Origin of the sequence: Streptomyces sp. NBC_00490 (assembly GCF_036013645.1) — a bacterium.
Lineage (GTDB): Bacteria > Actinomycetota > Actinomycetes > Streptomycetales > Streptomycetaceae > Streptomyces > Streptomyces canus_F.
In genome coordinates, this window is sequence record NZ_CP107869.1 from 10,098,398 (window position 1) to 10,123,919 (window position 25,522).

Sequence of the window (25,522 nt, forward strand, 5' to 3'; positions counted from 1 at the left end):
TCCGGGACACGCGAAAGAAGGCTGAACATGGCCCCAGCCCCACCGTCTACGTCCAGCGACATCACCCTGAACATCAACGGCGAGAAGCACACCCTGCCCGTCGACCATCGCACCACCCTGCTCGACGCCCTGCGCGAGCGCCTCGACCTGACCGGTACCAAGAAGGGCTGCGACCAGGGGCAGTGCGGCGCCTGCACGGTACTGCTCGACGGGCGCCGGGCGGTGTCCTGTCTGCAACTCGCCGTGGCCGCCGAAGGACGCGAGATCACCACCATCGAGGGCTTGGCCGAGGGCGACCGACTGCACCCGGTGCAGCAGGCGTTCCTCGACCTGGACGGCTACCAGTGCGGCTACTGCACCCCCGGCCAGATCTGTTCGGCGATCGCGGTGATCGAGGAACACGCGGCCGGCTGGCCCAGCGCCGCCACCGACGACATCCGCCCCGAGGCCGGACCACCGCCCCTGAGCGCCGAGGAGATCCGGGAACGGATGAGCGGCAACCTGTGCCGCTGCGGCGCGTACGTCTCGATCGTCCAGGCCGTGGCCCGGGCGGCGGAAGCGAAGTCCGAGGAGGCGGCAGCGTGAGGGAGTTCCTCTACGACCGGGCCCCCGACGTCTCCGGGGCCCTGGCCCTGCTGGACGCCGACCCCGACGCCCGGTTCCTCGCCGGCGGCACCAACCTCGTCGACCTGATGAAGACCGGCGTCGAGCGGCCCGCCCGCCTGGTGGACGTCCGCGAACTCCCGCTGGACGACATCGAGGTGACGGCGGACGGCGGCCTGCGCATCGGCGCGACCGTCACCAACAGCGACCTCGCCGCCCACCCCGAAGTCCGCCGCCGCTACCCGGCGTTGGCCCAGGCCGTGCTGGCCGGCGCCTCCGGTCAGCTGCGCAACATGGCCACCGTCGGCGGCAACCTGCTCCAGCGCACCCGCTGCGGCTACTTCACCGACGTGACCAAGCCCTGCAACAAGCGTGTGCCCGGCAGCGGTTGCCCCGCGATCGAGGGCGAGCACCACAACCACGCCATCCTGGGCGCCTCCGAGCACTGCGTGGCGACCCACCCCTCGGACATGGGCGTCGCGCTGACCGCCTTCGACGCGGTCGTCTCGTACGAAACCGCCGACGGTTCGGGCGAAGTGCCCCTCGCCGACTTCTATCTTCCGGTCGGTGACACCCCGCACCGCGAGACCGCGCTGCCGCCGGGCGCACTGATCACCGGCGTCACCCTGCCGCCCGCTCCAGTGGCCGCCCGCTCCCGCTACCGCAAGGTGCGCGAGCGTGCCTCGTACGCCTTCGCCATCGGCTCGATCGCCGCCGCGCTCGACGTCCAGGACGGCGTCGTACGCGAGGTGCGCCTGGCCTTCGGGGCGGTCGCGTCCCGGCCCTGGCGGGCATCGGAGGCCGAGCGCGTCCTGACCGGAGCGCCGGCCGACGCCGCGACCTTCGCCGCCGCCGCGGACGCCGAACTCGCCGCGGCGAAACCGCTGTTGCACAACGCGTACAAGGTGACCCTCATGCGCAACCTCGTCGTGGCCGTGCTGACCGAACTGGCCGAGGAGGCTTCCCGATGACCACCGCCCCCACAGCACGCGAGAACGCCGTCGGCACCGCGCACACCCGCGTCGAGGGCCGCGACAAGGTCACCGGAGCCGCTCGCTACGCCGGTGAGATCCCGTTCGCCGACCTCGCATACGGCTGGCTGGCGCTGTCCACCATCGCCCGTGGCCGCATCCGCTCCATCGACACCGCCGACGTCCTCGCCAAGCCCGGCGTCATCGCCGTCCTGCACCACGGCAACGCCCCGCGGGTCGAGACCGGCTACATCGGTCTGCTGGGCGTCCCGGACCCGACCGCGACCGTCTTCCAGCACGACCGGGTGCCGCACGCGGGCTGGCCGGTGGCGCTGGTCGTCGCCGAGACCTCCGAACAGGCCCGGGAGGCCGCCGAAGCGCTGGTCGTGCACTACGAACAGGAGCCGCACGACGTCGACTTCACCGGCGAGCACCCCGACGCGTACCCGATCGACTCCCATGGGCCGGGGGTGATCGAGAAGGGCGACCTGGAGGCCGAACTCGCCACCTCCGCCGTCGTCGTGGACGCCGAGTACACCACCCCGGAAGAGCACCACAGCATGATGGAGCCGCACGCGGCCACCGCCCGCTGGGACGGCGGCCGGCTCGAAGTCGTCGACTCCAACCAAGGCACCTTCTGGGTCGCGAGCGAACTCGCCCAGATGTTCTCGCTCGACCCGTCCGCTGTCCGGGTGCGCTCCGAACACGTCGGCGGCGGCTTCGGCAGCAAGGGCATCCGCGCCCACCAGGTGGCCGCCGTCATGGCCGCGACCGAACTGCAGCGCCCGGTCCGCGTGGTCATGACCCGCCGTCAGATGTTCTCCCTCACCGGCTACCGCAGCCCCACCCGCCAGCGCCTGCGGCTCGGCGCCGACGCCGACGGCCGGCTGCGCGCGCTGGAGCACCGTTCGCTGAGCGCCACCTCCACCGTGCACGAGTTCGTCGAGTCGGCCGCCGGCCCGGCCCGGACCATGTACGGCGCCAACGCCCACCACACCGCCAACCGGCTCGTACGACTCGACGTGCCGACCCCTACCTGGATGCGCGGGCCGGGCGAGGCACCGGGGTCGTTCGCGCTGGAGTCGGCGATGGACGAACTCGCCGTGAAGTGCGGCCTCGACCCGATCGAACTGCGCGCCCGCAACGACCCCGAGACGGGCCCGGTGTCCGGGCTGCCGTTCAGCGGCCGCAACCTCATCGCCTGTTTCCGGGAAGGCGCCCGCAGGTTCGGCTGGGCCGACCGCGACCCGCGCCCCGGCCTGCGCCGCGAGGGACGCTGGCTGCTCGGCACCGGCACTGCGGCCGCGTCCTTCCCGGCCGGTGTCGGCCCGTCCACGGCAGCGGTGACGGCGGAGGCGGACGGCACCTACACCGTGGGGATCAACGCCGCCGACATCGGCACCGGCGCCCGGACCGCGCTCACCCTCGTCGCCGCCGACGCCCTGGAGACCGCACCGGAAAACGTCCGCGTGCACATCGGTGACAGCGACCTCGGTCCCGCGTTCATCGCCGGCGGCTCCATGGGCACCCGCTCCTGGGCCTGGGCGGTCACGATCGCCGCCGGGGAACTGCGGGAACGGCTTGCCCTCGGCGCCGACATCCCGCCGGAGGGGATCACCGTGCGGTCGGACACCACCGAGGCCATCGGCGCTCTCGCCCAGAAGGAACGGCACTCCTTCGGCGCCCAGTTCGCCGAGGTCGCCGTCGACCCCACCACCGGTGAAATCCGCGTGCGCCGCATGCTCGGCATCTTCGCGGCCGGCCGGATCGTCAACCCGCTCACCGCCCGCAACCAGCTCGTCGGCGGCATGACCTGGGGCATCTCCATGGCCCTGCACGAGGAGGCGGTCCGCGACCGGGCCCTGGGCAGCCACTATGGCGCCGACCTCGCCGGCTACCACGTCGCCGCCCACGCCGACGTCCCGGCCATCGAGGCGGACTGGATCGACGACCCGGACCCCGACGACCCGGTCGGCATCAAGGGCATCGGCGAGATCGGCATCGTGGGCGCCGCCGCGGCCGTAGCCAACGCGGTCTGGCACGCGACCGGCGTACGCCACCGGGACCTGCCGATCCGCCCCGACCGCGTCCTGACGGCAGGCGTCCGTGCTTGACCTCGCCGGGGAACTGCACCGCTGGATCGAGGAGGGCCGCGCGTTCGCCGTCGCCACCGTCGTGGCCGTCGGCGGCAGCGCCCCGCGCGGCCCCGGCGCCGCTCTCGCAGTCGACAGCGAGGGCACGGTCATCGGCTCGGTCTCCGGCGGCTGCGTGGAGGGAGCGGTCTACGACCTGTGCGTCCAGGCCCTCCAGGACGGCGAGACGGTCGTCGAACGGTTCGGCTACAGCGACGAGGACGCCTTCGCGGTCGGACTGACCTGCGGCGGGACCATCGACATCATGGTCACCCCGGTCGGCCCGGACGCGGCCGCGCGACCGGTGCTCCGGGCGGCCCTGTCAGCCGCCGCCCGGGACGAGCCGGCAGCCCTCGCCCGCGTTGTACGCGGCCCCGCCGAACTCCTCGGCGCGGCCCTGCTGGTGCGGCCGGGCGAAGCGGGAGCGGGGCCCTCCTGGCAGGGGCACGGGGCGGGCTCGTACGAAGGCGGACTCGGCGGGCACGCGGAGCTGGACCGTACGGCTGCCGGTGAAGCCCGTGCCCTGCTGGACGCCGGCCGCACCGGCACGGTCGAGCTGTCGGCGGACGGCTCGCGCTGTCCCGGCGGAGTGACCTTGCTCGTCGAGTCGAGTGTGCCGCCGCCTCGCATGATCGTGTTCGGGGCGATCGACTTCGCGGCGGCCCTCGTGCGGGTGGGCAAGTTCCTCGGCTACCACGTGACCGTGTGCGACGCCCGCCCCGTCTTCGCCACCACAACCCGCTTCCCGGAGGCCGACGAGGTCGTGGTCGACTGGCCGCACCGCTACCTGCGCGGCACCGCGACCGACGCGCGCACGGTGCTGTGCGTGCTCACCCACGACGCCAAGTTCGACGTACCCCTGCTGGAGGCGGCCCTGCGGATGCCGGCCGCGTTCGTCGGCGCCTTGGGCTCACGGCGTACGCACGCCGACCGGGAACGACGGCTGCGTGAAGCGGGCCTGAGCGACGGGGAGTTGGCGCGGCTTCGGTCGCCGATCGGACTCGATCTCGGTGCCCGCACACCCGAGGAGACGGCCCTGTCCATCGCGGCGGAGATCGTCGCCACCCGGCGGGGCGGGACGGGCACGCCCCTGACCGGGTCGGGCGGACCGATCCACCACGGCCAGGCGCCCCGACGTCCTCGTGCACCGGCTCTCATTGAGCATCCTGCGGTAGGCGCAAGGTGAAGGTTGCTCCCTTGCCCAGCCCGTCGGATTCCGCGGTGATGTCTGCGCCGTGGGCCCGGGCGACGCCCCGGACGATCACGTGGTGCCCGGGCGACGGTTCGCTGTGCACGGACAGCGTCACATGCCCGTGCCGATCGCACGCGGCCAGTGCGTTGCCGAGCAGGTCACCAGGACCTGAGTGATCCGGTCCGGGGTCGCAGACAGCGGAGTTCCCGTGGGCCGCTCCTTGGTGCGGTGGGTCGGGATGCGCGGTCGTGCCGCGGTGGCGCATGCGCTGCTGAAGACGCTCGAACGCGCTGGCCTGCGCCTCACACGACGAGTTCGCCATCGACCGCCGTATTGTCCGGCAGTCGGCGGACGGCCTGTTCGGTCTCCGGGAACGCACCAAGGTCTGGGGTACCACGACCGCCGCGACCGCAGCCATGCCGTCCAGCATGGGCCGACGCCTCGCCGAACCGCTGGCGTATCGCTTAGCGGGGCCTGAGTCCGTCGACGACGACGTCCAGCATTCGGTTCAGCTGGGGGCGCTGCTCAGGTGCGCCGGCCACGGAGAGCAAACCGGCGAGGATGCCGCCTACCTCGACCGGGTCGATGTCGCTGCGCAGTTCTCCTGCTGTGGCGCCGGCCTCGAGCACCATCGCCAGGACCTGTTGGACCTCGTCACAGACCGGTCCGGTGCCGAAGCGGCCGGAAGCGCTCATGGCCACCAGGGCCTCGCAGATGCCGCGTCGTTCACCGGCCCAGTCGGCGAATCGGAGCATCCACGCGTGGAGGGCCTGCGCGGGCGGCTTGGTAGCCAGCAGGGTGCGCGCATCTTCGCGCAAGGGCCGGATCTGGTCCCGGTAGACCTCTTCGACCAGATCCTCTCGGGTGGGGAAGTGCCGGTACAGGGTGGCGTTCCCCACTCCCGCACGTTTGGCGATCGCGTCCAGCGAGATCGCGCGTCCGGACGCGAAGGCTTCGGCGGCCGTGGCGATCAGCTGCTCGCGGTTGCGCTGCGCGTCGGCGCGCAGGGTGCTGCGTGGAGGTGTCATGACCTTCGCGATCGTGAGTGTCGGACGAGGTTCGGGAGCGAATCGGGGATGTCCCCGGTTCAGTGTACGGTGAGACAACCGGGGAGGTCCCCGATTGCGAGTGGTCTCACACCCTGCAGCGACGAAAGGTTTGCCATGCCTACAGCTCTCATCACCGGGGGGACGACCGGGATCGGCAGAGCGGCGGCCGAGCTGCTGCACGCCCGCGGCTACCAGGTCGCGGTCACCGGACAGGATCTCGAGTCCCTCGCGCGGGCGCAGTCCGAGCTCCCCGACGACGTGCTCGTCGTCCGATCCGACGGGCGCGTCCTCGCCGACACCGACGCCCTGATGTCGGCGGTGTCGGCGCGGTTCGGGTCGTTGGACCTGCCCTTCCTCAACGCCGGGATCTTCCGTCGGGCACCGGTTGCCGAGGTGACGGAGGAATCGTTCGACGAGCACGCCGACCTCAACTTCAAGGGCCAGTACTTCACCCTCCAAAAGGCCCTTCCCTCATGAACGACGGCGGCTCGATCGTGCTGACCATCGGCTTCGGATCCCGTCGCGGCACCCCTGACGCCACGGTGGGGTCGGCGACACGCGGCGCGCTGCTGGCCATGCTGCCTCGCTCGCGCTCGAACTGGCCCCGCGCAGGATGCGCGTCAACGCCGTGAGCCCCGGGGCCACCGGCACCCCGCTGCTCAACAAGCTGGGAGTGCCCGAGAGCGGCCGGGACGCCATGCGCTCGATGATCCCCTTCGAGCGCTTCGGATCCAGCCAGGAGGTCGCGGAAGCAGTCGCCTTCCTCGCCTCGGACGCCGCCGGCTACATCACCGGCCAGGACATCACCGTGGCCGGCGGCTACGGGCTCGGCGCCTGAAACCCGGGCGAGTCAACCACCAGTCCGCACCTCTCGAACGCCACGAACCGCACCCCACAGGAGAACACGATGGCACTCACTCTCGACACTTATCGGCTGCTGGGCCGTTCCGGACTCCGGGTCTCACCGCTGGCGCTGGGCACGGCGACCTTCGGCACCGAATGGGGTTGGGGCGCCGAGCGCGACGAGGCGCGCAAGCTCTTCGAGCGCTACACCGAGCTCGGCGGCAACTTCTTCGACACCGCCAGCACCTACACCAACGGCAGCTCCGAGCGACTGCTCGGCGAATTCGCCCGCACCAACCGCGACAAGATGGTGCTGGCGACGAAGTACTCGACGCTGCGTCAGCCCGGTGACCCGAATTCCGGGGGTACCCACCGCAAGAGCATGCTGGCGTCGGTGGAAGGCAGTCTGCGGCAGCTGAACACTGACTACATCGATCTGCTCTACGTGAACGTTTGGGACTTCAGGACGCCGGTGGAGGAGATCCTGCGGGGCCTGGACGACCTGGTGAGGCAGGGCAAGGTGCTGTACGTGGCGATCTCCAGCGCCCCGGCCTGGCAGGTGTCGCGCATGCAGGCGATCGCCGACCTGCGCGGCTGGTCGCCACTGGTCGCACTGGAGACCGAGTACAGCCTGATCGGGCGCACCGCGGAGCGTGACCTGATACCGATGGCACGCGAGATGGGACTCGGCGTGGTCCCCTTCTCCCCGTTGGGCGGCGGGGTGCTCACCGGCAAGTACAGCCGGGAGGACCAGAACCCGGCGGGCTCTGTTGTCGGCGAAACCGCCGGCAACCGCAAGAGCCTCAACGTCGCCCTGGGGTGGGTCACCGACCGCAACCTTGCCATTGCCGATGTGGTGAAGGAGGTGGCCTCGGAGCTGGGTCGCACACCCGCCCAGGTCGCACTGGCCTGGACCCTGAACGCCCCGGGCGTGACGGCACCCATCATCGGCGCCCGCACCATCGCGCAGCTGGAGGACAACCTGGGCGCCCTGCGGGTCGACCTCACTCCTTTCCAGCTGGCCCGCCTCGACGAGGTCAGCGCCATCGACCTCGGCAATCCGCACGACCTGCTCGCCAGCGATCACATCCGCACGGTCACCACAGGCGACATGAAGATCGAAACCCTCGGCTGATTCGCTCCTTGGCTTCCTCCCCCGCCTTTAGGCGGGAGAGGAAGCCAACAGGAACTCCTCCCGCCGACAGAGCAGGACCGGCCTCCTGGCCGGGCAATGTTCCGCTGGGGCGCGAAGCTGCGCAGCGGAGCTGGAACCGCTGTTGCCGAAGGGTGCCAGAGCGGGGCGACCACCCGTCGGGACATCCCCGTCGACAACCGGCACCGTGCACGCCGCCATGGCCGCGTCGATGCGGGGAAACCGTAGGGGCATGACAGTGATGCCCCCGCGGCACCTCGTGCCTCCGACCTTGTTGCTGCTGCTGGCGCTGCCGTTCGCGGGTTCCTGCGGCGGCGGTGGCACTGACGCGTCCCGCGCCGACAACGCACTGCGTGCGGCGGAGTCCGGGGGAGAAGTGCTGATCAGTACCGACAACGGACTGCGGCTGCGCCCGACCGGCGGCGACCACATCAGCGTGGACGACCGGATCGACGAGCACTGGTCCCACCACGACGACCGCTGGACCCTGGACCTGGACTGCGCCGACCACGACGACCATGGCTGTCCACGGATGCCGTACGTCGAGATCCCCGACGGTGCAAAGGTCACTGTCACCGCCCGCAATGCCGGCGTCGACGTGGTGGACGTCGCTGCCGCGCTGGACGTCACGACCGTCAACGGCGATGTGACGGTGACCCACTCCGGTCAGGAGCACGCCCCGTTGCGGCTGTCCACCCGCAACGGATCGGTGCGCGCAACATCGCTCGAGGCCGGCCGGCTGCACGCGAGCACCGTCAACGGCGATGTCGCGGTGCAGTGCGCTGCCGCACCCGCGAGTGTGAACGCGAGGACCGTCAACGGCTCGGTCGATGTCACCGTCCCCCACGATGCCCCGGCCTACCGCGTCACCATGACCACCGACAACGGGCGCACCACGACCGATGTCCACGCTCCGGATGCCGACCGAAATCGCCCGATGACCCTGACCACGGTCAACGGTGACGTCACGGCCCGCCGGGACTGAGGTGTGACGAGCTGTCAGTTTCACGTGAAACGCCCTGACGTTGTGTTTTAAAGTGACTGTCGCCCGTTTTCCGCGACTCAGGGATCTGTGAGGGACACGCGAACCATGTCCACCGAAACGTTTGAGTTTCAGGTAGAGGCCCGTCAGCTCCTAGAGCTGATGATCCATTCGGTCTACTCGAACAAGGACGTCTTCTTGCGGGAGCTCGTCTCCAACGCCTCGGACGCGCTCGACAAACTGCGCCTGGCCGCCCTGCGCGACGACAGTCTCGACGTGGACCTGTCCGACCTGCACATCCAGATCGATGTAGATCCCAAGGCCCGTACGCTCACTGTGCGGGACAACGGCATCGGGATGTCGTACGACGAGGTCGGCACGTTGATCGGCACCATTGCCAACTCCGGCACGGCCGCCCTCCTCAAGGAACTGGAGGACGCCCAGGACGAGGCCGGCGCGGAGGGGCTGATCGGCAGGTTCGGCATCGGGTTCTACGCCGGATTCATGGTGGCCGACGAGATGACTTTGGTGACCCGGCGCCTCGGCGAGAGCAGCGGCACGCGCTGGTCGTCCCGCGGGGAGGGCACCTACTCGCTGGAGAAGGTCGAGGAAGCGCCCCAGGGCACGTCCGTAATCCTCCATCTCAAGCCCGCCGACCCCGAGAACCAGCTGCACGACTACACCTCCACCTGGAAGATCAAGGAGATCGTCAAGCGGTACTCGGACTTCATCACCTGGCCGATCCGCCTCGTCCCCCAGGCCGGTGATGGCGCGGAGACGACCGAGCCGGAGACGCTGAACTCGCGTAAGGCCCTGTGGGCACGCTCTCGCGAGGAGGTCTCGGCTGATGAGTACCACGAGTTGTACAAGCACGTCAGCCACGACTGGCGTGACCCTCTGGAGACGATCCGGCTCCAGGCCGAGGGCACCTTCGAGTACCAGTCGCTGTTGTTCCTCCCGGCCCACGCCCCGCACGACCTGTTCACCCGGGACTTCCGGCGCGGTCTCCAGCTCTACGTCCGACGCGTGCTGATCATGGACGACTGCGAGGCGCTGCTGCCGCCGTACCTGCGCTTCGTCAAGGGCGTCGTCGACGCGCAGGACCTGTCGCTCAACGTCTCCCGGGAGATCCTCCAGCAGGACCGCCATATCAGGATGATCCAGCGACGGCTGACCAAGAAGGTCCTGTCGTCGGTCAAGGAGATGAAGGCCCGCGACCCCGAGAAGTACGCCACGTTCTGGCGTGAGTTCGGCGCCGTACTGAAGGAAGGACTGCTCGGCGCCCCGGACAACCGCGACGCCATCCTCGCGGTCGCGTCCTTCGTCAGCACCCATGAGGCAGATGAGCCGACGACGCTCCAGCAGTATGTGGAGCGGATGAAGGACGGCCAGGAGCACATCTACTACCTGACCGGCGAGTCCCGGCAGAGCATCGAGAACTCCCCGCACATGGAGGTGTTCAAGGCCCGAGGCGTCGAGGTCCTGCTGCTGACCGACCCCGTCGACGAGGTGTGGGTCGATGCCGTGGGCGAGTTCGAGGGCAAGCAACTGCGATCCGTCGCCAAGGGCGAGATCGACCTCGACGTCCAGGGCGGCGATCAGGAAGACAGTGCAGGGGATGAGCAGGACGAGAGCTACGCCGGCCTGCTGGAGTGGATGAAGGAGCAACTGGGGGAGGAGGTCAAGGACGTCCGGCTGTCGACCCGCCTGACCGTGTCACCGGCGTGTGTCGTCTCCGACGCCCATGACCTCACTCCGGCGCTGGAGAACATGTACCGGGCGATGGGCCAGGAGGTGCCGGTCACCAAGCGGATTCTCGAACTCAACCCCGCTCACGCGCTCGTCCGTGGCCTGCGCCAGGCCCACGCGGAGCAGGAGGACCGGGCAGAGCTCGCCGAGACCGCCCAACTCCTGCACGGGCTTGCCGTCCTCGCTGAAGGCGGACAGCCCAACGAGCCCGCCCGGTTCGTGAAGCTGGTGGCGGAACGGCTGGAGCGCACGCTCCGCTGAGCCGGGAGGGCGTCGACGCTGCACGGCGGTCGCATTCCCGGCCGCCGGGGGCGGGGCCACCGTTGTGGAGGAGCCATGGGGCTCCTCCACATGCCCGGTGTTGCCGCGCCGGGTGTCATTCGGGGCGGCGGCCTGCGAGCTCCGCGTCGGGGATGCCGGCCGGGGCGGGTGTGTTGAGGCCGAACGTGGAAGTGAAGAACACAGTGTCCCTGGACCTCATCCATCGTCTGCGGGGGCGATCGTCCGGCTGAAGCCCGCAAAGCGTCTCTGATCAGCTAAGCGAACCTGTGTGAACCGCCCTTTCCTGCATCGACGTCCCCGACGAGGTGCTCGTGGGTCGGTCACGAGGGCCGTTGTCAGAGGCGGTTGGCAAGATTGCGGCCATGAATGTCACTCCTGTCACTCCGCCACGGCCGATCGATGTTGCCGCGGTCTTTCCCCAACTGGCTGCGCTGGCCCGCACGGCGACCCGCCTGCACCCCCGCCCCGGGGCGCCGACGTGGCACGACAGCTCGATCGGCGGGCCGCTGCTGTGGCCCGCTGAGGAGCCGTGGCCGTTCTGCGAGGAACCGCATGAGGTGGATGGCATCAACCCAGCCCAGTCCCCGGCGGATCTGCGGCTGGAACGACGGATCTTCGCCGCCTCGCACGGCCGGGAGATGACTGCGGAGGAACGGGAGACGCTCGAGCGGATCCGCCCCCCTCAGACGTATCCGGTGAGGCTGGCGGTCCAGGCGTACGACGGCCCCATAGCGATGCTGACCGTCGCGCAGCTGTACGCAAGGGATGTGCCCGATCTGAGCCCGCCGCAGGGCAAGGACCTGCTGCAGGTTCTGTGGTGCCCCTTCGATCATCCGATCATGCCCAGGACCCTGCTCTTCTGGCGTTCGGCAGCCGCCGTCACCGACATCCTCGACACGCCCCCCGAGCCGCCCGCAGTGCAGTTCGACGGCTACCTGCCGGAACCGTGCGTGCTCGAACCGGAGCAGATCACCGAGTACCCCGACCATCTGGAGCTGAGCGAAGAACTGCGCGAGCAGCTCAAGCAGTGGAATGTGCCGCAGGCAGCAGAGCGAGACCTGGACCCGGACACGTACTACGACTGGGTGCTGTCCAACGCACCCGGCTGGAAGGTCGGCGGCTGGCCCGCCTGGAACTCCACCGACCCCAGCCCGCAGCCCTGCTCCGAATGCGGCACACGCATGGAGGTCCTGATGACCATCGCCACGTTCGAGAAAGGCGATGACGGCAGCAACAGCTGGTCTCCGCACCCCCACCCAGGTGCTGGACCCTACCCCGGCCACCGCGGCTACAACGCGACCGGCGTCCAGATAGGCAGCGGCTACCGGCAGCACCTGTTCGTCTGCCCGGCACAGCCCGAGCATCCGCACATCGAGTTGATGACGTAGCCCGTCCGCAGTGTGCAGCCGCGGCGTCACGGTGCGGACGGGCCGTGACGCCGGGTGGCCGCGAGGCAGCGGCTGATCCGAGGCGCGACCGCCGCGCCCAGCTACGGACCCGCCTTCACCGACGCGTCCGTCGAGCGCATCGCCGGTCTGTCCAGCAGAATCGGACGCTACCGCCGAGCCGTCACGAATGGTGAAGGCATGTCCGAAGCCGACCGGAACGCCGACCACTTCCTTGTCCGACTGAGCGGCCACACCGCCGTACAGAACACCATCGCCCTCGCGATCGCGTGCATCTCCCTGGTAGGAGCCGTAGGCATCACGTCCGGCTTCACGGCCCCGCCATACCGGCCCCCCACACCGTAAATCCGCCATATGGGCCGGTAGCCGGATCGGTGGATACGCATACGCCCAGGTTGTGGCCGCATGCCTGTACATCAGGATTAGATATGTACAAATCGGTTAGGGCGTCGCTGTGTTCGCTCGGTCGTCACACCGTCGCCGACCACCGCCCTGGGCGCGCACAGGTGGCTCTGGTGCCATGTCCTGGAAGATCTCCCAGAGTCCGTCTGGTACCAGCTGCTCAACTATGCCCATGCCAGAGCAACGAGCCTTGGCCCTCAAAGGCACAGTTTTACCCGGGTGCCTGCCACCCGCCCGATCTTCTATCCTGTGCCGGGGGCTGCTGAGCAGGGGGACTGGCGATGAGTATGTACTTCGACATCGGTGACGAGACGCTGTGGAACCCGTCGAACGGTGCCGGCCGCCTCTTCCTACGGCAGATCGAGGTCTTTGAGGCGGAGCTCAAGCTGCCCTCGGGAATCGGCCAGGGGAAACATTGGGGCGACCCGGACACACTCGAGGTCGATCCGGCCGTATACGCGGAGTACGCACGCGCCCTGGTCGCCTGGCACTGCCGGACGAGGCACTCCGTGATCCTCGCGCTCTCCGAGGGGTTCGTGGCGACGGCGGTCGCCCTCGCGCGGCGCGCGGGAATCGATGTGGAGATGCCCGAACCGGTGCCCGGCCATGTGTGTGATGGTGCCCAGCATGACGTGCAGGTTCCCGGCGGTCCCCGGACCGCGTCAGCCGTCGTCGTCACCGCCCTGGACACGCGGGCGCGGGAGATGGACTGCCGGATGGCCCGCTGAGCAGGTGAGCTCAAGACCGCTCCTTGCCGACCCAACCCCCCGAGTCAGCTTGCCGTTCGCGCTCTCTTGCCCCCAACTGAGACGTCCTCTAGGGGCTTGGTGATCATTCATCGACACTGAACTGGAGCTCCAGTGGCACGGAAGGTGCCGTGAACCGAATCGAGAAGATCAAAAGGCAGCTCTACGGACGTGCCGGATTCGAACTACTCCGCAGGACGATCCTGCTGCAGTGACGCTCCGCGACCGTTCCCTAAGATCTGTGCCAGAGCGCCCACCCGGGCGTCAGCGCCGCGCTCCTGGGCCCGCGCACCATGGACCACCTCCACGACCTTCTGGCCGGGGCCGACGTCGAGCTGTCCGACGAACTCCTCGACCGGATCGACGACATCGTCCCGCCGGGCACCGACGTCACCGCGCTCGACCAGGAATACCGGCCCCCGGCCCTGCTCGAGACCGCTCTGTGGAGTCGTCCCGCCGGGCTCCGGTCGGCAGCCTGACCCCCCAGGGGCCCGGCAGCAGGGGGCCCGGAGACGTGGCCCGGTCCCCGGCACACCGCGGGCAGGCGCACGCGCCCGAGGACCGCGATGGCAGCGTAAGCGCGGCACAGGAGCTGGCCCGGCACTGCGGGCGGAGAACGCCCGCTGCTCAAGGGCCGAGCGGGAGTGGCAGCTGGAGCGCGAGATCCAGCGCCAGGCAGTCGGCTCTTTCGCCCGAGAGGTGAAGTGGGTCCCTGCCGCTGGGACTTCGTCTCCCACAGCCGCCCTGACTTCGGCGTGCAGCGGATCTGCCGGATGCCTACCGCTGGGTGTGACGGACCGTCCTCGGTCGAGGCTAGGGTGGGCGCATGTCTGTGAACATCCACCTCTACCTGGACATCACGAAGCTTGCCTCCGCCGAGGAAGCCGACGCAGTGGGGGTGACAGTGGAAGAGGCCTTCAAGGAGCACGGAATCCATTCATGGATGTACGTGGGCGTCTTTCATAACCCGCCCAAGGTCATGACGAGCAGCGAAAACGGACCGATCATCATCAGCGGGTTCGCAAAGTGGTCCGAGCAGTTCGAGACCGACGTGACCCAGTCGATCCGTGCCACTGCGCCCGAGGCTCACATCGACTTGGAGTGGGGCTACCCGGACGAGGGGTGATACAGCGTGTGGGCTTGATCCGCTTTGACGGACATCCGAGATCAGGGGTTCTGCCCCGGGAGGATGTCCATCATGGAGAGCATGGGGAAGAAGAAGCCACGCCCTCGCCGCTCGTTCACGCCGGAGTTCAAGGCCGAGATCGTCGAGCTGTGCCGGCGCGGTGACCGCTCGGTCGGTCAGATCGCCAGGGACTTCGACCTGACCGAGACGGCGGTGCGGCTGTGGGTCAGCCAGGCCGAGGTCGACGCGGGCGAGCGCGACGGTCTGACCAGCAGCGAACGCGAGGAACTGGCCGCGCTGCGGCGGGAGAACCGCCGACTGCGCGAGGACGTCGAGGTCCTCAAGCGTGCGACGGCTTTCTTCGCGAAGGAGACCCGGTGACGGTGCACCCGTTCATCGAGGCGGAAAAGCATGGTGGTCACAGCGTCAAGCGTGCGTGTGAACTGCTGCAGGTCTCCCGAACCGCCTTCTACGCCCGCCGCACCGCCAAGCCGGGACCGCGGGCGGTCCGGGACGCCGAGCTGACCGAGAAGATCACGGAAGTCCATGAGCGGTCCCGTGGAACCTACGGTGTCCCGCGGGTCCATGCCGCCCTGCAACGACAGGGCGAGGACTGCGGACGGCGCCGCGTCGCGAGACTGATGCGCGATGCCGGGCTTGTGGGCCGCCACCGCAGACGACGACGGCTGACGACGATCCCCGACCCGCGGGCCGCCTCCAGGCCCGACCTCATCGTCCGCAACTTCGCTCCCGACCCGGACGGCCTCGACACCCGCTGGTGCGGTGACATCACCTACGTCGCCACTGACGAGGGCTGGCTGTATCTGGCCACCGTCATCGACATCGCCTCCCGTCGCGTGGTCGGCTGGTCCACCGCCGACCACCTGCGGACCGAGCTGGTCGCCGACGCCCTCACGGCGGCCTGCCGCGAGCGTCGCCCCGCCCGGCCGGTGATCTTTCACTCGGATCGCGGCTGTCAGTACACCAGTCAGCAATTCGCCACGCTGGCACGAGAGTTCGGCATCCGCCTGTCCGTCGGCCGCACGGGTCAGTGCTGGGACAACGCGCTCGCCGAGTCGTTCTTCGCCACCATCAAACGGGAGTTGCTCGACACGAGCCCCTGGCCCAGCCGGGCTGCCGCCCGCACCGCCATCTTCGACTTCATCGAAGGCTGGTACAACTTGCACCGACTGCACAGCAGCCTCGGTTACCGCAGTCCCGCCGAATACGAGACCGCGCTCGCAGCCTGACCACCACACCGATGGTGTCCGTCAAAGCGGAACAAGCTCAGTGACTGTCTGCTGGTGCACGGGCGCTGTGACGTCATTTCAGTTGGTGTGATCTTGCGGCCGTCTGGGGCGAAGGCTGCCGCGCCTCTCCAATGGGATGGCGTCGGAGGACCTGTGGGAGCAGTTTCAACGGGAAGTTCCGCCGCCTGACCGAGCGTTGAGGCCTGGCGAGATCACCAGCGCCCGCCCTCTGACCTCGTGTCCTTCGGACGACGGCCGGATGCGTGCGGCGCCTTCGGCACGCATTCGGCACAGGGCGGCGACGCGGGTCGGCTGAAGGCACACGCCCGGGGTATCCGCCTGAACATGCTTGCTCTGATTGCCTACCGCTCGTATCACGGCGCAACAACCGTGTGGGCCTTCGTCGTTGCCATCCTCATCGTGTTGGTGGCCGGTTGGTACATCCGACGCCGAAGGTAGGTGCAACACGACAGCCACGGGGTCGGCACAAGGACCTGCGGACTGTGCGCCGCCGCAGGCGACGAGGTGATGGCTGGCCGGAATCCGAACGGGGTGTCCGGGGCAGACCTCCCGCTGACGCGTGCTGTGGTGTCCACGATGACGGACCTTCCTTTTCGAAAGGTTGGCGGCCTGAACGTCATCGTGAGCGACATTGCTTCGCTGGGGACCCGGCGCGCGGGCCATCGTCGGAGCATGGCCGAAGAAGGGTGTGGGCCACTACTTCGACGTCATTAACATCGATGCGAGGTCGTCGTCCTCGACTTCCACTCGGGTACGGCCAATCCGGCCCACAAGAAGTACCGCCACTACCACGTAGTGAGGACCAACAGACATGCTCACCCCGGAAGAAGCCGGACGCAGGGCCCGGGCGTTCCTCGTGGAGGAGAGCAGAACATGGGGCATGTCCTCCAACGTGAGGATCATCCCCGAGTACTGCTTCACGGATGGGAACCGGTTCATCGCTCCCTACGACCATGTCGAGTACCTCGATCACGGACGTGAGGACATGCAACTCGGCGGGAACCTGCCCGTAGCTGTCGACCTGAGCACGGGAGCTTGTTCCTTCATCACCTGGGAAGAGGCAGAGGACGTGATGGAACGCGATCTGCTCTGACCTTTGCCCAGCAGATCGCTCCTGGTGGAGTCGTGGATTGGTGTGGCTCGACGACCTCGTGAGTGCCGTGCATCACCCGACAACACCCCGAAGGGCTCAGCGACCGGTCTCAGGAGGCACCGAGCCGTCGCCAGGCGATCGGACAACGGTCGCGGTCCGTGACGAGGCGGCCGTCCTCATCGCAGCCACCAACGAACGGATGAGGCCGGGGTCTTCAGGAACCGTAGGGGCCGCCACGGACGTACAAGCTCCGGTGCGCTCGTGGGCGGTCACCGCGCTCGTGCGCGGCGTTGGATCGGTCGGCAGGTGCTGTCCGTTGGGCCAGCCCCCAGCGTCTCCAGGCCGGCCAAACTCCCCCTCTGGGCTGTGACCGCCCTACAGGAAGCTCCGAAGGCACCTCTGACCTCGCAGATGACGCAGCCCTCTGGCCCTAGCTTGCCGCTCCTCGTGCGCACTGCCGTTTTGCTAAGCAGGTGGGCTGGGAGGCCTGACATGCTTCGGGTCATGGAGTCCCGGAAGAGTCCCGAGAAGAGCCCGCTACGCCTGGCTGACGTCTTCCCTGATCTTGTTGGCGAGATAGCGGCCCTGCTGCGGGACTCACATCCGGGAGACCCGATCGCGGACTCTATTTCGAGCCTTCCCTTTCACGGGATCTGCCGCAACTACGTGCTGACGGCTCCGGAGGGGACCCCAACGCCGTGGGTCATCGGGATGGAGCGTGAAGAGGAGACGGTGTTGCTGCTGGGCGTTGATCTGTCTCGGTCTGCAGTCACGTGGGTTGATGTAGTGGACGGGCGAGATCCGTCTGCTGCATTGCCGCGTCAGTCCTGACTGACGCGTATCGCACGGTCGCATCTGGGGAAGGGACCGACTGGCCGCGGTCGGGCCAGCAGCACCGAACAGAGTGGCGCCAGGAAGTACAGCTCATCTCTCATCCGGGGCTGCAGCGAGCCTGGTGTGAGCCCCGATCGCTGGGTCAACCAGGGCATCGTCTGCGACAAGTACCGCGATTTCCGCATCGCCAACAGGGACGAACGCCCGGCTATCCCGTGAGGTCCAGACGTCACCCCCAACAGCGTCGTGCCCACCAGCCTTCGTCGGGTGAGGCAGTCGGGTCTGGCCAACTACTGGCGGCAAAGCGCTCATCGAGCGGTTCGACCATGTCTCGCAGTTCTCGGGCAGCTCGCGGGGGTAGAGCGTGGAGGGCGAGTTCGAGGATTGCGCGTTCATCGGTCGAGTAGGAGGGATGACAGAGCGGGCAGCCGCAACCACCGGAAAGGGCAAGTCTCGGATGATGCGCTATCCGTGACCATTGTCGAAGGGCTTCAGCTACTGCTCCTGGCCACAGACGGTCTCGTTCAAGACGCGCGGCTGCGGCTGCGAGCTTGCCGGAACCGCGTGCGAACCCGGGCTTTGACGCTCCATGCGACTGCTGCCGGGAGAAACGGCTGGCGGTGGGGAGCTGTGACGGCCGTCTACGCGGCATCGTCCTTTCTGAATGGCTGCATCGGCACAGCATGCCAGAGCCGTCCTCCGCACCGCACCACCGGATCGTCGAGCTCAGGCAGAACCTGTGGAACTTCGGCAGCACCTCGCACGGGTTCGCTGGAACATGTCGTTTTGCAGTTCGGCGCCTCGGCGCTGGCCGCCTGCATTGCCGCGAGGTACCGGTCGATCAGGCGTGGGCGGAACGCGCCTCCGCCGGGAAAGGGGGAAGGAGACTTGGCCGGCGCGGACTTGCTGCTGCAGGGTGGCGAATCCCGGGCCGTTGTCCGGGCCGACGATCCTGGGCTCGGGCGCTGTGCAGGTGTCGGCGTGCCGGGTCAAGTCGGCTCCATGATCTGACCGTAGGTGGCCGTCACGTCGCTCCCGTGAGGAGCCCGGCGGGCTATGGGGCGAGAAAGTCTGGCCGGCGGGGCAGTCGATCCTGCTTCCGCGCCCGTCTTTACAGGGGAACGAGGGAGGGCGCATTGAACGCCGACGAGGAACGCCAGTTCCGCGAGTTCGTGGCGGCACGGTCGAGATCGCTGCTGCACACGGCTTACCTGCTCACCGGGGACTGGGAGCAGGGCCGGGACCTGCTGCAGACCGCGCTTGCGGCCACCGCTCGGCGCTGGTCGAAGCTGCGCGACCGGGAGCAGCCGGAGATTTATGTGCGCCGGGCGCTTTACAACGCCCAGGTGGACCGCTTCCGGCTGCGCAGCTGGGGACGGGAGACGGTCACCGACACCGTGCCGGACCAGCCGTCCGCGCAGGGCGTCGACTGGGCCGACACCGTGGTCCAGCGGCAGGACATCATGGCCGCGCTGCGGCGGCTGCCCAAGCGCCAGCGTGCGGTGGTCGTGCTGCGCTACTTCGAGGACCGACCGGACGCGGAGATCGCCGCGATTTTGGGTGTCGCCCAGGGGACGGTCCGCAGCCAGACCCACAAGGCCCTGGTTTCTCTCCGTACCGCCTTGGCCGAGGCGGGGCAGTCGGCCACATCCTCCACCGCCTCCGGAAGGGGCGTCGTCGCATGAACGACTCGACCGAACACCTGCTGCACGAAACGTCGTTGCACGACGCCCTGCACGCCCAGGTCCGGGGGAGCGGCGGGGATGCCGCCGGCGCCCATCTGGTCGGCCTGGCCGACGGCGCGTTGCGGATCGCCCGGCGGCGCCAGCGGCTGGCCCGTGCCGGTGTCGGCATCGCCGCCGCCGTCGCGGTCGCCACCGCCGGGGTGGCCGTCGCGGACGGCCTGACCCGGCGCGCCCACGGGGGCCAGCCTGCCGCGGGGGGCGTCACCACGAACACCGCGAAGGCCGCCCTGATCTCCTTTCTGCCGGTCACCTCGTCCAACGAGCACGCCTGCGCCCCGGGCAGCGGCGGCTACCCCGTGCCCGCGAGCGCGACCCACCCGGAGTTCTGCGTCCAGGCCGACCGAGCCACCGGCATGACCGACGTCCAGGTCGCCTCCGCGAAGGCCGACAAGAGCGGTGCCGACGGCACCTGGCGCATCGAGGTGACCCTCGACTCCGCGGACCGGACCCGTTTCGCCGCCCTGACCGGCTCCATCGCGTCGGCCCCGGTCCCACGCAACGAAATCGCCATCGTCATCGACGGCAAGCTCTGGGGCACCCCTTCTGTGACGTCGTCGATCACTGGCGGCCGTATCGAGATCGTCGGACCCTACGTCGGAGACCTCACCGGCACCACCGCCCGCGACCTTGCCCACCGGCTGGACCCGAACTGAGCGCCGGTGCACGTCAACCTGGCCGAGGGAGACACACAAGTATCCGAACAAGCTCATGGCCAGCTACCAGGCGGAGTTCAAGGCCGCCTGGCACAAGAGTGAGCCGGCCAAGAAGGCCGAGGCCGAGATCGGCAAGCTCCGGGAGGAGCTGGCGCGGGTCCGCAGGGAGAAGCGGCAGCTGACGGAGCCGGTGGGCACCTGCGCGGTCATGAACGAACAGCTGGCGAGGACTCGGGCCGAGGCCAAGGCCGAACGGGATGAGACCCTCACCGCGAGGGACACCGGCCTGGGCGTCACCGCCCTGCCCACCATCCCGCCGCAGCAGCGGGCTGCCCCTTCGGTCGGACGGACTCGGCGCCCGCTCCCGCCGCGGGGGCGGGGGCGGCGGAAGCGGGCCGGTGGTGCGGTACGGGGTCCCTCCGAAGGCGTGGGATGGGCGGTACGCGTGGCGAGTGAGGAGGCGACTTCTCTAGGCTGCGGCGGCATGAAGGGGCGGCGTCCGGCGACCCCCTCACGAAGACAGGTGCGGGTGAGCGCGGGTGGAGCCCTACAGCAGGCACGGCAAGTTGGTGCGGGACCGGATTCCGCAGATCATCCGGGCGGACGGGGCCGAGCCGGTCACCTACACCGCGGGCCCGGAGGAATATCGCGGCCGGTTGCGGGACAAGCTCGGCGAGGAGGTCGCCGAGTTCCTTGAGGCGGATGAGGACGCGGCGCTGGAGGAGCTCGCGGACGTGCTGGAGGTCGTGCGCGCGCTTGCCGCGGACCTGGGGGTCGACGCGGATCAGCTGGAGAAGATGCGTGAGGCCAAGGCGGGGGAGCGGGGCGGCTTCGCCGACCGGATCGTCTGGACGGGCAACCGCTGACCCAGGCCATCGTCAGCGACGAGTCGGTCCACGACTTCGTGCACAACTGCGTATGCGGCTAGGGATGTTGGTTGGTACGCGGCTTCGTGCACCAGGATGCCGACGGCTGGGGACGTTGGGCGGTACGGGGTTTACGTCCGGGGCTTGGTCAGAACGGCATGGCAGATCCCGGGCAGCGGCAGCACGAAGGCACCGGCGGCGGGGGCGAGCCCGGCCCGGCGGGCGAGGGCCGTGATCTCGCCCGGGTCGATGCCGCGTTGGAAGGTTTCCTTGTTCTGGCTGGACCAGAAGCTGTGGTGGGCGAAGGGCGCCGCGTCGCCTGGATCCGCTGCCACGGGTCGGGCAGCACGTTGAGGACGAACATCGAGGTGACCAGGTCGAAGCCGGTCCGATCGGGGCGAGGCCAGCCGAAGTCGTCGTGAGGGTCGAACCCTTCGGCATGCAGGCCCGCCGAACGGTAGTGGGCGGCGCGGCCGCAGCCGTGTCCCGGACGCTGCGGGCGTCGCGGTGGTCGGTCAGGTGCTCGGCCACGGCCCGGGAGGCCGGAGAGGGGGCCTGGCGGCTCATCGCGATCTTATGGCGCTGATACTCCCTTGGGGCCAGGGCGGCGAGCCCTGGCCGGCGAGCTCGCTCAGCGCGACCACTGACCACCCATGCCTTGAACCCGGCCTCGACCTTGGCATCCGCGCGCCGTCAGGCCGTGAACTCCAGCTCCACCGGACCGAACTTGATCGTCAGATCCGCACCCGCACCCGCCGCGGCCGCCTCCAACAGCTCATTTGCGCACCACAGCGGCAGCCTTCGTCAGCTCGATCTCCACCCATGTCCCCCTACGTCACCAACGAGTAGCCCCGGCCCATGCGCCCGGCCCCCGTACAGCCCGATGGTCAGGCTGCTCACCGTAGGAGAAGACGCCTGACAGGCGCAGTCTTTTCCGAGTCAGCGCAGGACCGCGGAGCCTGCGGGGCGCGGATGTGCCATCGGGCACCCCGCCGTACGCCCTTGAGCGATACCGTTGCGGAGGACACCAGCTCGCATCCGGGAGGTCCCATGAGTGACCAGTCGGCCCCCGCCGACCACGGCCGACAGCCGCTGGAGCCCGCGGCCGCCGACGCGCTGCGCGAGCAGGCGGCCCAAACCCGCGCCAGGGCCGACCAGTTCGCCGCGGTCCTCGAGGACATCGCCACCAACGGTCTCCCCGACCCCGAACAGTGCACCCCGTGGGAAGAGCTGCGTGAGCAGCACCTGGCTCGCCTCGCCAAGCAGAGGCCGGCCGTCGCCTGATGCCCCCTCACTCCCGCGGTCGCCGCGCCCGGATCGCGTTCTCCGACGCGGCCGTCAAGCAGCTGGAAGCCATCACGTCCGAGGCGGAGCTGCACGCTCTGGACCGCGTCCTGGTCGTGCTCTCCGTCGACCCTGAGATCGGCGAACCCCTGTCCGGCTCGTCCGCCGGCCCGCGGCTGCGCGAGTACACCGACGACGTCGACCAGGTCCGCGTCCTGTACTTCGTCACCACCCTGCGCACCGTGGTCGTCGTCGCCTACATCGAGGTCTGACCGGGCCGCGCACCACCACGGTGAGGCCGATGGAGTTCGTCTGGGGTTTGCTGAGGATCCGTGGTCGTGGAAGTCATCCCCGACGAGGTCAAGCCGGATGCTTCCGCCGAAGAGGAGCGCGTGAAGCTCGCTGGGCTCGATGACGAGGACCACGAACGTGAGGCCCGGATCGCTGGTGTCGTCGGCTGAAGCCTCGTCGGCAGGCACGCACCGTATTCCGGGCGACCCCCAATCATGGTGGTCCAGCGCTGCTGGACAGCGACGGCCAGTTCGTCCGAGGTGAGGAGTTGACGTGCCGAGATTGATCAGGCGGCAGGAGGTGGCCGTTGCGGTCGACTACGGCGCCTGGGCCTTGCAGGACTGGGATGACACACAGGTCCCGGTCCGCTTCCCCGGCGGATTCGAACGAGGTGCCTTTCTCTCTGCTCGTCCGGGGCGCCTGGATTTCACCAGTGCTGGGCACACGCATACCGCCGGCCTCACTGTGGAGGTTTGGGACGCTGAGCCTGACATCCCTGCTGGGGAGTGGGAGAAGACAGCCGAGGCCAGCATCCACTGCTCATCGGGCAAACTGCGTGCTCGAAGCATGGCCGGCGGGCCGATGCCCGGCAGCATCGAGTTGTCGGATAGACCGGGCACATGGTCAGTGCGCGTGGTGAGCGCGGGACGCAGTCGGGTCGCAGAACTCGCCGCGCGAGGTGTGCCGGAGGGAGTGGAGCAATACATCACGCAGTTCTGGCGGAAGGCGTAGGGGGTGCGTTCCAGGTGCCTCGGCTGGAGCTGAGCTGCTGTCGGAGACGGCTTGTACTCTGCATTCATTCGACGTCACGGACACGAGCAAGCGGGCACGGGGCGGGCGTCCAGGGGCGGGAGCGCGGGGATTTCGATGAGTGACGCACGTGACGCACATCCGTTACGGAGCCGCAGGCCGGGCCTCTCGGCTGGTGCGCTCATCATCGCCGGGGTCGTCCTCGCCGCGATCGGGGCCATCGGCGCCTGGCTCCAGCACGACGCTCCCGGCCGGAGTGCGCAGCCGCGTACGGAGTTCACCGCGAACAATCCGCCCGCCGGTCTGCCCACCGCGCTTACCACCGCCCAGCACCTCCGCTGGTCTCGCTGCAGCTCGCCGCCCACCGCGCGCACGGGCTACGACTGTGCCGCCATGAAGGCCCCCCTCGACTACCGGAAACCAGGTGGCAGGACGATCGACGTCGCCCTGATCCGCCATAAGGCCACCGGTCCAAACGCCCAGCGCCTCGGCTCGCTCGTCCTCAACTTCGGCGGCCCCGGCGTATCCGGCGTGAGCGGATTACCCGAACGCCTCAACCAGTACAGGCCGCTCCTCGACCGCTACGACCTGGTCTCCTTCGACCCGCGCGGCGTTGGCGCGACCATCCCCGTGCGCTGCGGCAAGAACGCGGAGGACACCGGCTACGACGGGGCCGACGCCTGCGCCGAGCGCTCTGGGGCGCTCCTCCCGTACGTCGGCACCTCGCACACCGCCCGCGACCTCGACCTGATGCGTTACCTCCTCGGCGACGAGCGGCTGCACTACTTCGGCGTCTCGTACGGAACGGCGCTCGGCGCGGTCTACGCCCACCTGTACCCGTCGCACGTCGGACGGCTCGTCCTCGAAGCGTCCGTCGATCCGACCGAGGACCTCAACGAGGAGCAGGTGTCGCAGGTCAAGGCGGTCCAGGCGGCGTTCGACCGGTTCGCTGCGCACTGCGCGGCCCGTATCCGCCACTGCCCGACCGGCGATGGGCCCGAGGAGGCCGCGCGGCGCATGACACGCCTGGCCGACCGCCTGGAGAAGACGCCCGCTCCGGCCGGCGGCGGAAGGAACCTCGACGCCGACGACCTCGCGCTCACCGTCAGTGACTATCTCGACATCGGCACAGACGGCTGGTCGCCGCTCGCCAAGGCGCTCACCGCGCTGATCGACCACAATGACGGCGGTCCACTGAGCAAGGGCGCGGATGACATCGGCTCCGCCGACCGCGCGACGTCCCCACGCGACAGCAGCCGCGCCGCCCGGATCGCGATCACCTGCGCGGACTCCAGCCTGCGTCCTGGCTTCGAACGCCTTGACAGGGACGAGGCCCGCATCAAAGCCGCCTCACCCGTCTTCGGCGCGGCCTGGTCCACCGGCGTCTACCTCTGCTACGACTGGCCGTTCGACGGTGAACGCGCCACGCTCCAGGTGAACGCCAACGGCGCGGCCCCCGTCCTGGTGGTCGGCGGCACCGGCGACCCGACCACCCCATATCCCGGCGCCCGCCACATGGCCCGCGCCCTGGGCGACGGTGTCGGCGTGCTTCTGACGGCCGAGGAAGAGGGCCACGGCACATACCCGCAGAACCGCTGCGTCGCTGAGGCGGTCGACACATACCTGCGCACGGGCCGCGCTCCGGCCGTGGGGACGGTGTGCCGGGGCAGCATGTCCTGAGGCTCGCCGGGCGGCCGTCAGCCAACTGCCCTTCCATCCCTTGCGAGTCCCGCGAGAATCGACGGCCATAGCCCGTCATCACCGACCTTTGAGGTGTGTCACCGAAGTTGGACCGGCGAGAGACAGCCGACTGCGGTCAGTGCCGACCACGCCGTCTTCGCCGAACGTATCCGGCAGTCACTCCCCGCGGACGAGCGGTTCACCGAGCATGTGAGGGTATCCACGCTCGTGGGACAGGTCGGGAACGTGGACGCTTAGCCAGCCGTCGCACCGGCCCGCACCAGCCGGTCGGCGGTCCGCGTACTCACCCGCCGACCGGTGCGTACCCCTGCCGCCTCGCTCGGCCTGCCATTTGGAGTGCACAGCCGTACGACCTTTTCGGGGCTGCTGGCCGCAGGCGGTGCTTCGGAGATGTCGTC

General features: G+C 69.1%; 26 protein-coding genes. 24 read left to right on the top strand and 2 right to left on the bottom strand.

The features are described 5' to 3' along the window. The first annotated feature begins 27 nt into the window (after window positions 1-27). The 4 genes from OG381_RS46155 to OG381_RS46170 are packed head-to-tail and all read left to right on the top strand — an operon-like array spanning window position 28 to window position 4,892. On the top strand, window positions 28-585 hold the full coding sequence (locus OG381_RS46155; RefSeq protein ID WP_327721977.1) for a (2Fe-2S)-binding protein: 558 nt from the start codon (window positions 28-30) through the stop codon (window positions 583-585). Further along, a complete protein-coding gene (locus OG381_RS46160) occupies window positions 582-1,574 on the top strand; it encodes an FAD binding domain-containing protein (RefSeq protein ID WP_327721978.1) in 993 nt (330 codons plus the stop codon). The genes OG381_RS46155 and OG381_RS46160 overlap by 4 nt, the downstream gene beginning before the upstream one ends. Beyond that, entirely contained in the window at window positions 1,571-3,688 is a 2,118-nt protein-coding gene (locus tag OG381_RS46165; protein ID WP_327721979.1) for a xanthine dehydrogenase family protein molybdopterin-binding subunit, read from the top strand. Before OG381_RS46160 ends, OG381_RS46165 begins: the two co-directional genes overlap by 4 nt. Continuing rightward, complete coding sequence (locus tag OG381_RS46170) at window positions 3,681-4,892, top strand: XdhC/CoxI family protein (RefSeq protein WP_327721980.1); 1,212 nt, start codon at window positions 3,681-3,683, stop codon at window positions 4,890-4,892. The genes OG381_RS46165 and OG381_RS46170 overlap by 8 nt, the downstream gene beginning before the upstream one ends. 470 nt (window positions 4,893-5,362) lie before the next feature. Here OG381_RS46170 and OG381_RS46175 read toward each other — a convergent pair whose 3' ends face one another. Further along, window positions 5,363-5,926 (bottom strand): TetR/AcrR family transcriptional regulator, encoded by a 564-nt coding sequence (locus tag OG381_RS46175; RefSeq protein ID WP_327721981.1) that lies wholly within the window; start codon window positions 5,924-5,926, stop codon window positions 5,363-5,365. Window positions 5,927-6,061: 135 nt separating this feature from the next. On the opposite strand from OG381_RS46175, the gene OG381_RS46180 reads away from it, so the two are divergent. The 16 genes from OG381_RS46180 (at window position 6,062) to OG381_RS46260 (ending at window position 21,098) form a co-directional block, all read left to right on the top strand. Continuing rightward, window positions 6,062-6,424, top strand: a complete 363-nt coding sequence (locus tag OG381_RS46180; RefSeq protein ID WP_327721982.1) for an SDR family NAD(P)-dependent oxidoreductase — start codon at window positions 6,062-6,064, stop codon at window positions 6,422-6,424. A gap of 151 nt (window positions 6,425-6,575) precedes the next feature. After that, window positions 6,576-6,785, top strand: a complete 210-nt coding sequence (locus tag OG381_RS46185; protein WP_327721983.1) for an SDR family oxidoreductase — start codon at window positions 6,576-6,578, stop codon at window positions 6,783-6,785. Between the two features lie 69 nt (window positions 6,786-6,854). Then, window positions 6,855-7,925: an aldo/keto reductase gene (locus OG381_RS46190; protein WP_327721984.1), complete on the top strand. Its 1,071-nt coding sequence runs from the start codon at window positions 6,855-6,857 to the stop codon at window positions 7,923-7,925. A gap of 250 nt (window positions 7,926-8,175) precedes the next feature. Further along, complete coding sequence (locus OG381_RS46195) at window positions 8,176-8,928, top strand: DUF4097 family beta strand repeat-containing protein (RefSeq protein ID WP_327721985.1); 753 nt, start codon at window positions 8,176-8,178, stop codon at window positions 8,926-8,928. Window positions 8,929-9,033: 105 nt separating this feature from the next. Beyond that, window positions 9,034-10,935, top strand: a complete 1,902-nt coding sequence (gene htpG / locus OG381_RS46200; protein ID WP_327721986.1) for a molecular chaperone HtpG — start codon at window positions 9,034-9,036, stop codon at window positions 10,933-10,935. Window positions 10,936-11,318: 383 nt separating this feature from the next. Then, window positions 11,319-12,344 carry a hypothetical protein gene (locus OG381_RS46205; RefSeq protein ID WP_327721987.1) on the top strand — a complete coding sequence of 342 codons (1,026 nt, stop codon included), beginning with the start codon at window positions 11,319-11,321 and terminating at the stop codon, window positions 12,342-12,344. A 198-nt stretch (window positions 12,345-12,542) separates the two neighbouring features. Then, window positions 12,543-12,707, top strand: a complete 165-nt coding sequence (locus tag OG381_RS46210; RefSeq protein WP_327721988.1) for a hypothetical protein — start codon at window positions 12,543-12,545, stop codon at window positions 12,705-12,707. Between the two features lie 338 nt (window positions 12,708-13,045). Then, entirely contained in the window at window positions 13,046-13,492 is a 447-nt protein-coding gene (locus OG381_RS46215; RefSeq protein ID WP_327721989.1) for a DUF6086 family protein, read from the top strand. A gap of 311 nt (window positions 13,493-13,803) precedes the next feature. Beyond that, window positions 13,804-13,989, top strand: coding sequence for a hypothetical protein (locus tag OG381_RS46220; RefSeq protein WP_443062002.1), 186 nt, complete (start codon window positions 13,804-13,806; stop codon window positions 13,987-13,989). Window positions 13,990-14,336: 347 nt separating this feature from the next. Next, window positions 14,337-14,636: a hypothetical protein gene (locus OG381_RS46230; RefSeq protein WP_327721990.1), complete on the top strand. Its 300-nt coding sequence runs from the start codon at window positions 14,337-14,339 to the stop codon at window positions 14,634-14,636. Window positions 14,637-14,717: 81 nt separating this feature from the next. After that, on the top strand, window positions 14,718-15,017 hold the full coding sequence (locus tag OG381_RS46235) for a transposase (RefSeq protein ID WP_443062003.1): 300 nt from the start codon (window positions 14,718-14,720) through the stop codon (window positions 15,015-15,017). Next, window positions 15,014-15,886: an IS3 family transposase gene (locus tag OG381_RS46240; RefSeq protein ID WP_327721991.1), complete on the top strand. Its 873-nt coding sequence runs from the start codon at window positions 15,014-15,016 to the stop codon at window positions 15,884-15,886. Before OG381_RS46235 ends, OG381_RS46240 begins: the two co-directional genes overlap by 4 nt. A gap of 832 nt (window positions 15,887-16,718) precedes the next feature. Then, window positions 16,719-17,000 carry a hypothetical protein gene (locus OG381_RS46245; RefSeq protein WP_327721992.1) on the top strand — a complete coding sequence of 94 codons (282 nt, stop codon included), beginning with the start codon at window positions 16,719-16,721 and terminating at the stop codon, window positions 16,998-17,000. Between the two features lie 1,970 nt (window positions 17,001-18,970). Further along, on the top strand, window positions 18,971-19,519 hold the full coding sequence (locus OG381_RS46250) for a SigE family RNA polymerase sigma factor (RefSeq protein WP_327721993.1): 549 nt from the start codon (window positions 18,971-18,973) through the stop codon (window positions 19,517-19,519). Next, the gene (locus tag OG381_RS46255; protein WP_327721994.1) at window positions 19,516-20,232 is read left to right on the top strand and encodes a SecDF P1 head subdomain-containing protein; all 717 of its coding nucleotides are present in this window, start codon (window positions 19,516-19,518) and stop codon (window positions 20,230-20,232) included. The genes OG381_RS46250 and OG381_RS46255 overlap by 4 nt, the downstream gene beginning before the upstream one ends. 539 nt (window positions 20,233-20,771) lie before the next feature. Next, window positions 20,772-21,098 (top strand): nucleoside triphosphate pyrophosphohydrolase, encoded by a 327-nt coding sequence (locus OG381_RS46260; RefSeq protein WP_327721995.1) that lies wholly within the window; start codon window positions 20,772-20,774, stop codon window positions 21,096-21,098. A gap of 131 nt (window positions 21,099-21,229) precedes the next feature. Here OG381_RS46260 and OG381_RS46265 read toward each other — a convergent pair whose 3' ends face one another. After that, complete coding sequence (locus OG381_RS46265) at window positions 21,230-21,433, bottom strand: hypothetical protein (RefSeq protein WP_327721996.1); 204 nt, start codon at window positions 21,431-21,433, stop codon at window positions 21,230-21,232. A gap of 715 nt (window positions 21,434-22,148) precedes the next feature. On the opposite strand from OG381_RS46265, the gene OG381_RS46270 reads away from it, so the two are divergent. The 4 genes from OG381_RS46270 (at window position 22,149) to OG381_RS46285 (ending at window position 25,103) form a co-directional block, all read left to right on the top strand. Beyond that, complete coding sequence (locus OG381_RS46270) at window positions 22,149-22,382, top strand: hypothetical protein (RefSeq protein ID WP_327721997.1); 234 nt, start codon at window positions 22,149-22,151, stop codon at window positions 22,380-22,382. Further along, on the top strand, window positions 22,382-22,654 hold the full coding sequence (locus tag OG381_RS46275; protein WP_327721998.1) for a hypothetical protein: 273 nt from the start codon (window positions 22,382-22,384) through the stop codon (window positions 22,652-22,654). Before OG381_RS46270 ends, OG381_RS46275 begins: the two co-directional genes overlap by 1 nt. 66 nt (window positions 22,655-22,720) lie before the next feature. After that, window positions 22,721-22,843, top strand: coding sequence for a hypothetical protein (locus tag OG381_RS46280; protein ID WP_327721999.1), 123 nt, complete (start codon window positions 22,721-22,723; stop codon window positions 22,841-22,843). 697 nt (window positions 22,844-23,540) lie between these two features. After that, window positions 23,541-25,103: an alpha/beta hydrolase gene (locus OG381_RS46285; protein WP_327722000.1), complete on the top strand. Its 1,563-nt coding sequence runs from the start codon at window positions 23,541-23,543 to the stop codon at window positions 25,101-25,103. Window positions 25,104-25,522: the final 419 nt, after the last annotated feature.

Coding starts and splice junctions, on each gene's coding strand:
- OG381_RS46175 (WP_327721981.1), bottom strand. CDS start 5,926: ATGACACCTCCACGCAGCACCCTGCGCGCCGACGCGCAGCGCAACCGC.
- OG381_RS46180 (WP_327721982.1), top strand. CDS start 6,062: ATGCCTACAGCTCTCATCACCGGGGGGACGACCGGGATCGGCAGAGCG.
- OG381_RS46210 (WP_327721988.1), top strand. CDS start 12,543: ATGTCCGAAGCCGACCGGAACGCCGACCACTTCCTTGTCCGACTGAGC.
- OG381_RS46245 (WP_327721992.1), top strand. CDS start 16,719: ATGCTCACCCCGGAAGAAGCCGGACGCAGGGCCCGGGCGTTCCTCGTG.
- OG381_RS46195 (WP_327721985.1), top strand. CDS start 8,176: ATGACAGTGATGCCCCCGCGGCACCTCGTGCCTCCGACCTTGTTGCTG.
- OG381_RS46190 (WP_327721984.1), top strand. CDS start 6,855: ATGGCACTCACTCTCGACACTTATCGGCTGCTGGGCCGTTCCGGACTC.
- OG381_RS46270 (WP_327721997.1), top strand. CDS start 22,149: ATGAGTGACCAGTCGGCCCCCGCCGACCACGGCCGACAGCCGCTGGAG.
- OG381_RS46220 (WP_443062002.1), top strand. CDS start 13,804: ATGGACCACCTCCACGACCTTCTGGCCGGGGCCGACGTCGAGCTGTCC.
- OG381_RS46215 (WP_327721989.1), top strand. CDS start 13,046: ATGAGTATGTACTTCGACATCGGTGACGAGACGCTGTGGAACCCGTCG.
- OG381_RS46155 (WP_327721977.1), top strand. CDS start 28: ATGGCCCCAGCCCCACCGTCTACGTCCAGCGACATCACCCTGAACATC.
- OG381_RS46205 (WP_327721987.1), top strand. CDS start 11,319: ATGAATGTCACTCCTGTCACTCCGCCACGGCCGATCGATGTTGCCGCG.
- htpG (WP_327721986.1), top strand. CDS start 9,034: ATGTCCACCGAAACGTTTGAGTTTCAGGTAGAGGCCCGTCAGCTCCTA.
- OG381_RS46285 (WP_327722000.1), top strand. CDS start 23,541: ATGAGTGACGCACGTGACGCACATCCGTTACGGAGCCGCAGGCCGGGC.
- OG381_RS46255 (WP_327721994.1), top strand. CDS start 19,516: ATGAACGACTCGACCGAACACCTGCTGCACGAAACGTCGTTGCACGAC.
- OG381_RS46235 (WP_443062003.1), top strand. CDS start 14,718: ATGGGGAAGAAGAAGCCACGCCCTCGCCGCTCGTTCACGCCGGAGTTC.
- OG381_RS46275 (WP_327721998.1), top strand. CDS start 22,382: ATGCCCCCTCACTCCCGCGGTCGCCGCGCCCGGATCGCGTTCTCCGAC.
- OG381_RS46165 (WP_327721979.1), top strand. CDS start 1,571: ATGACCACCGCCCCCACAGCACGCGAGAACGCCGTCGGCACCGCGCAC.
- OG381_RS46230 (WP_327721990.1), top strand. CDS start 14,337: ATGTCTGTGAACATCCACCTCTACCTGGACATCACGAAGCTTGCCTCC.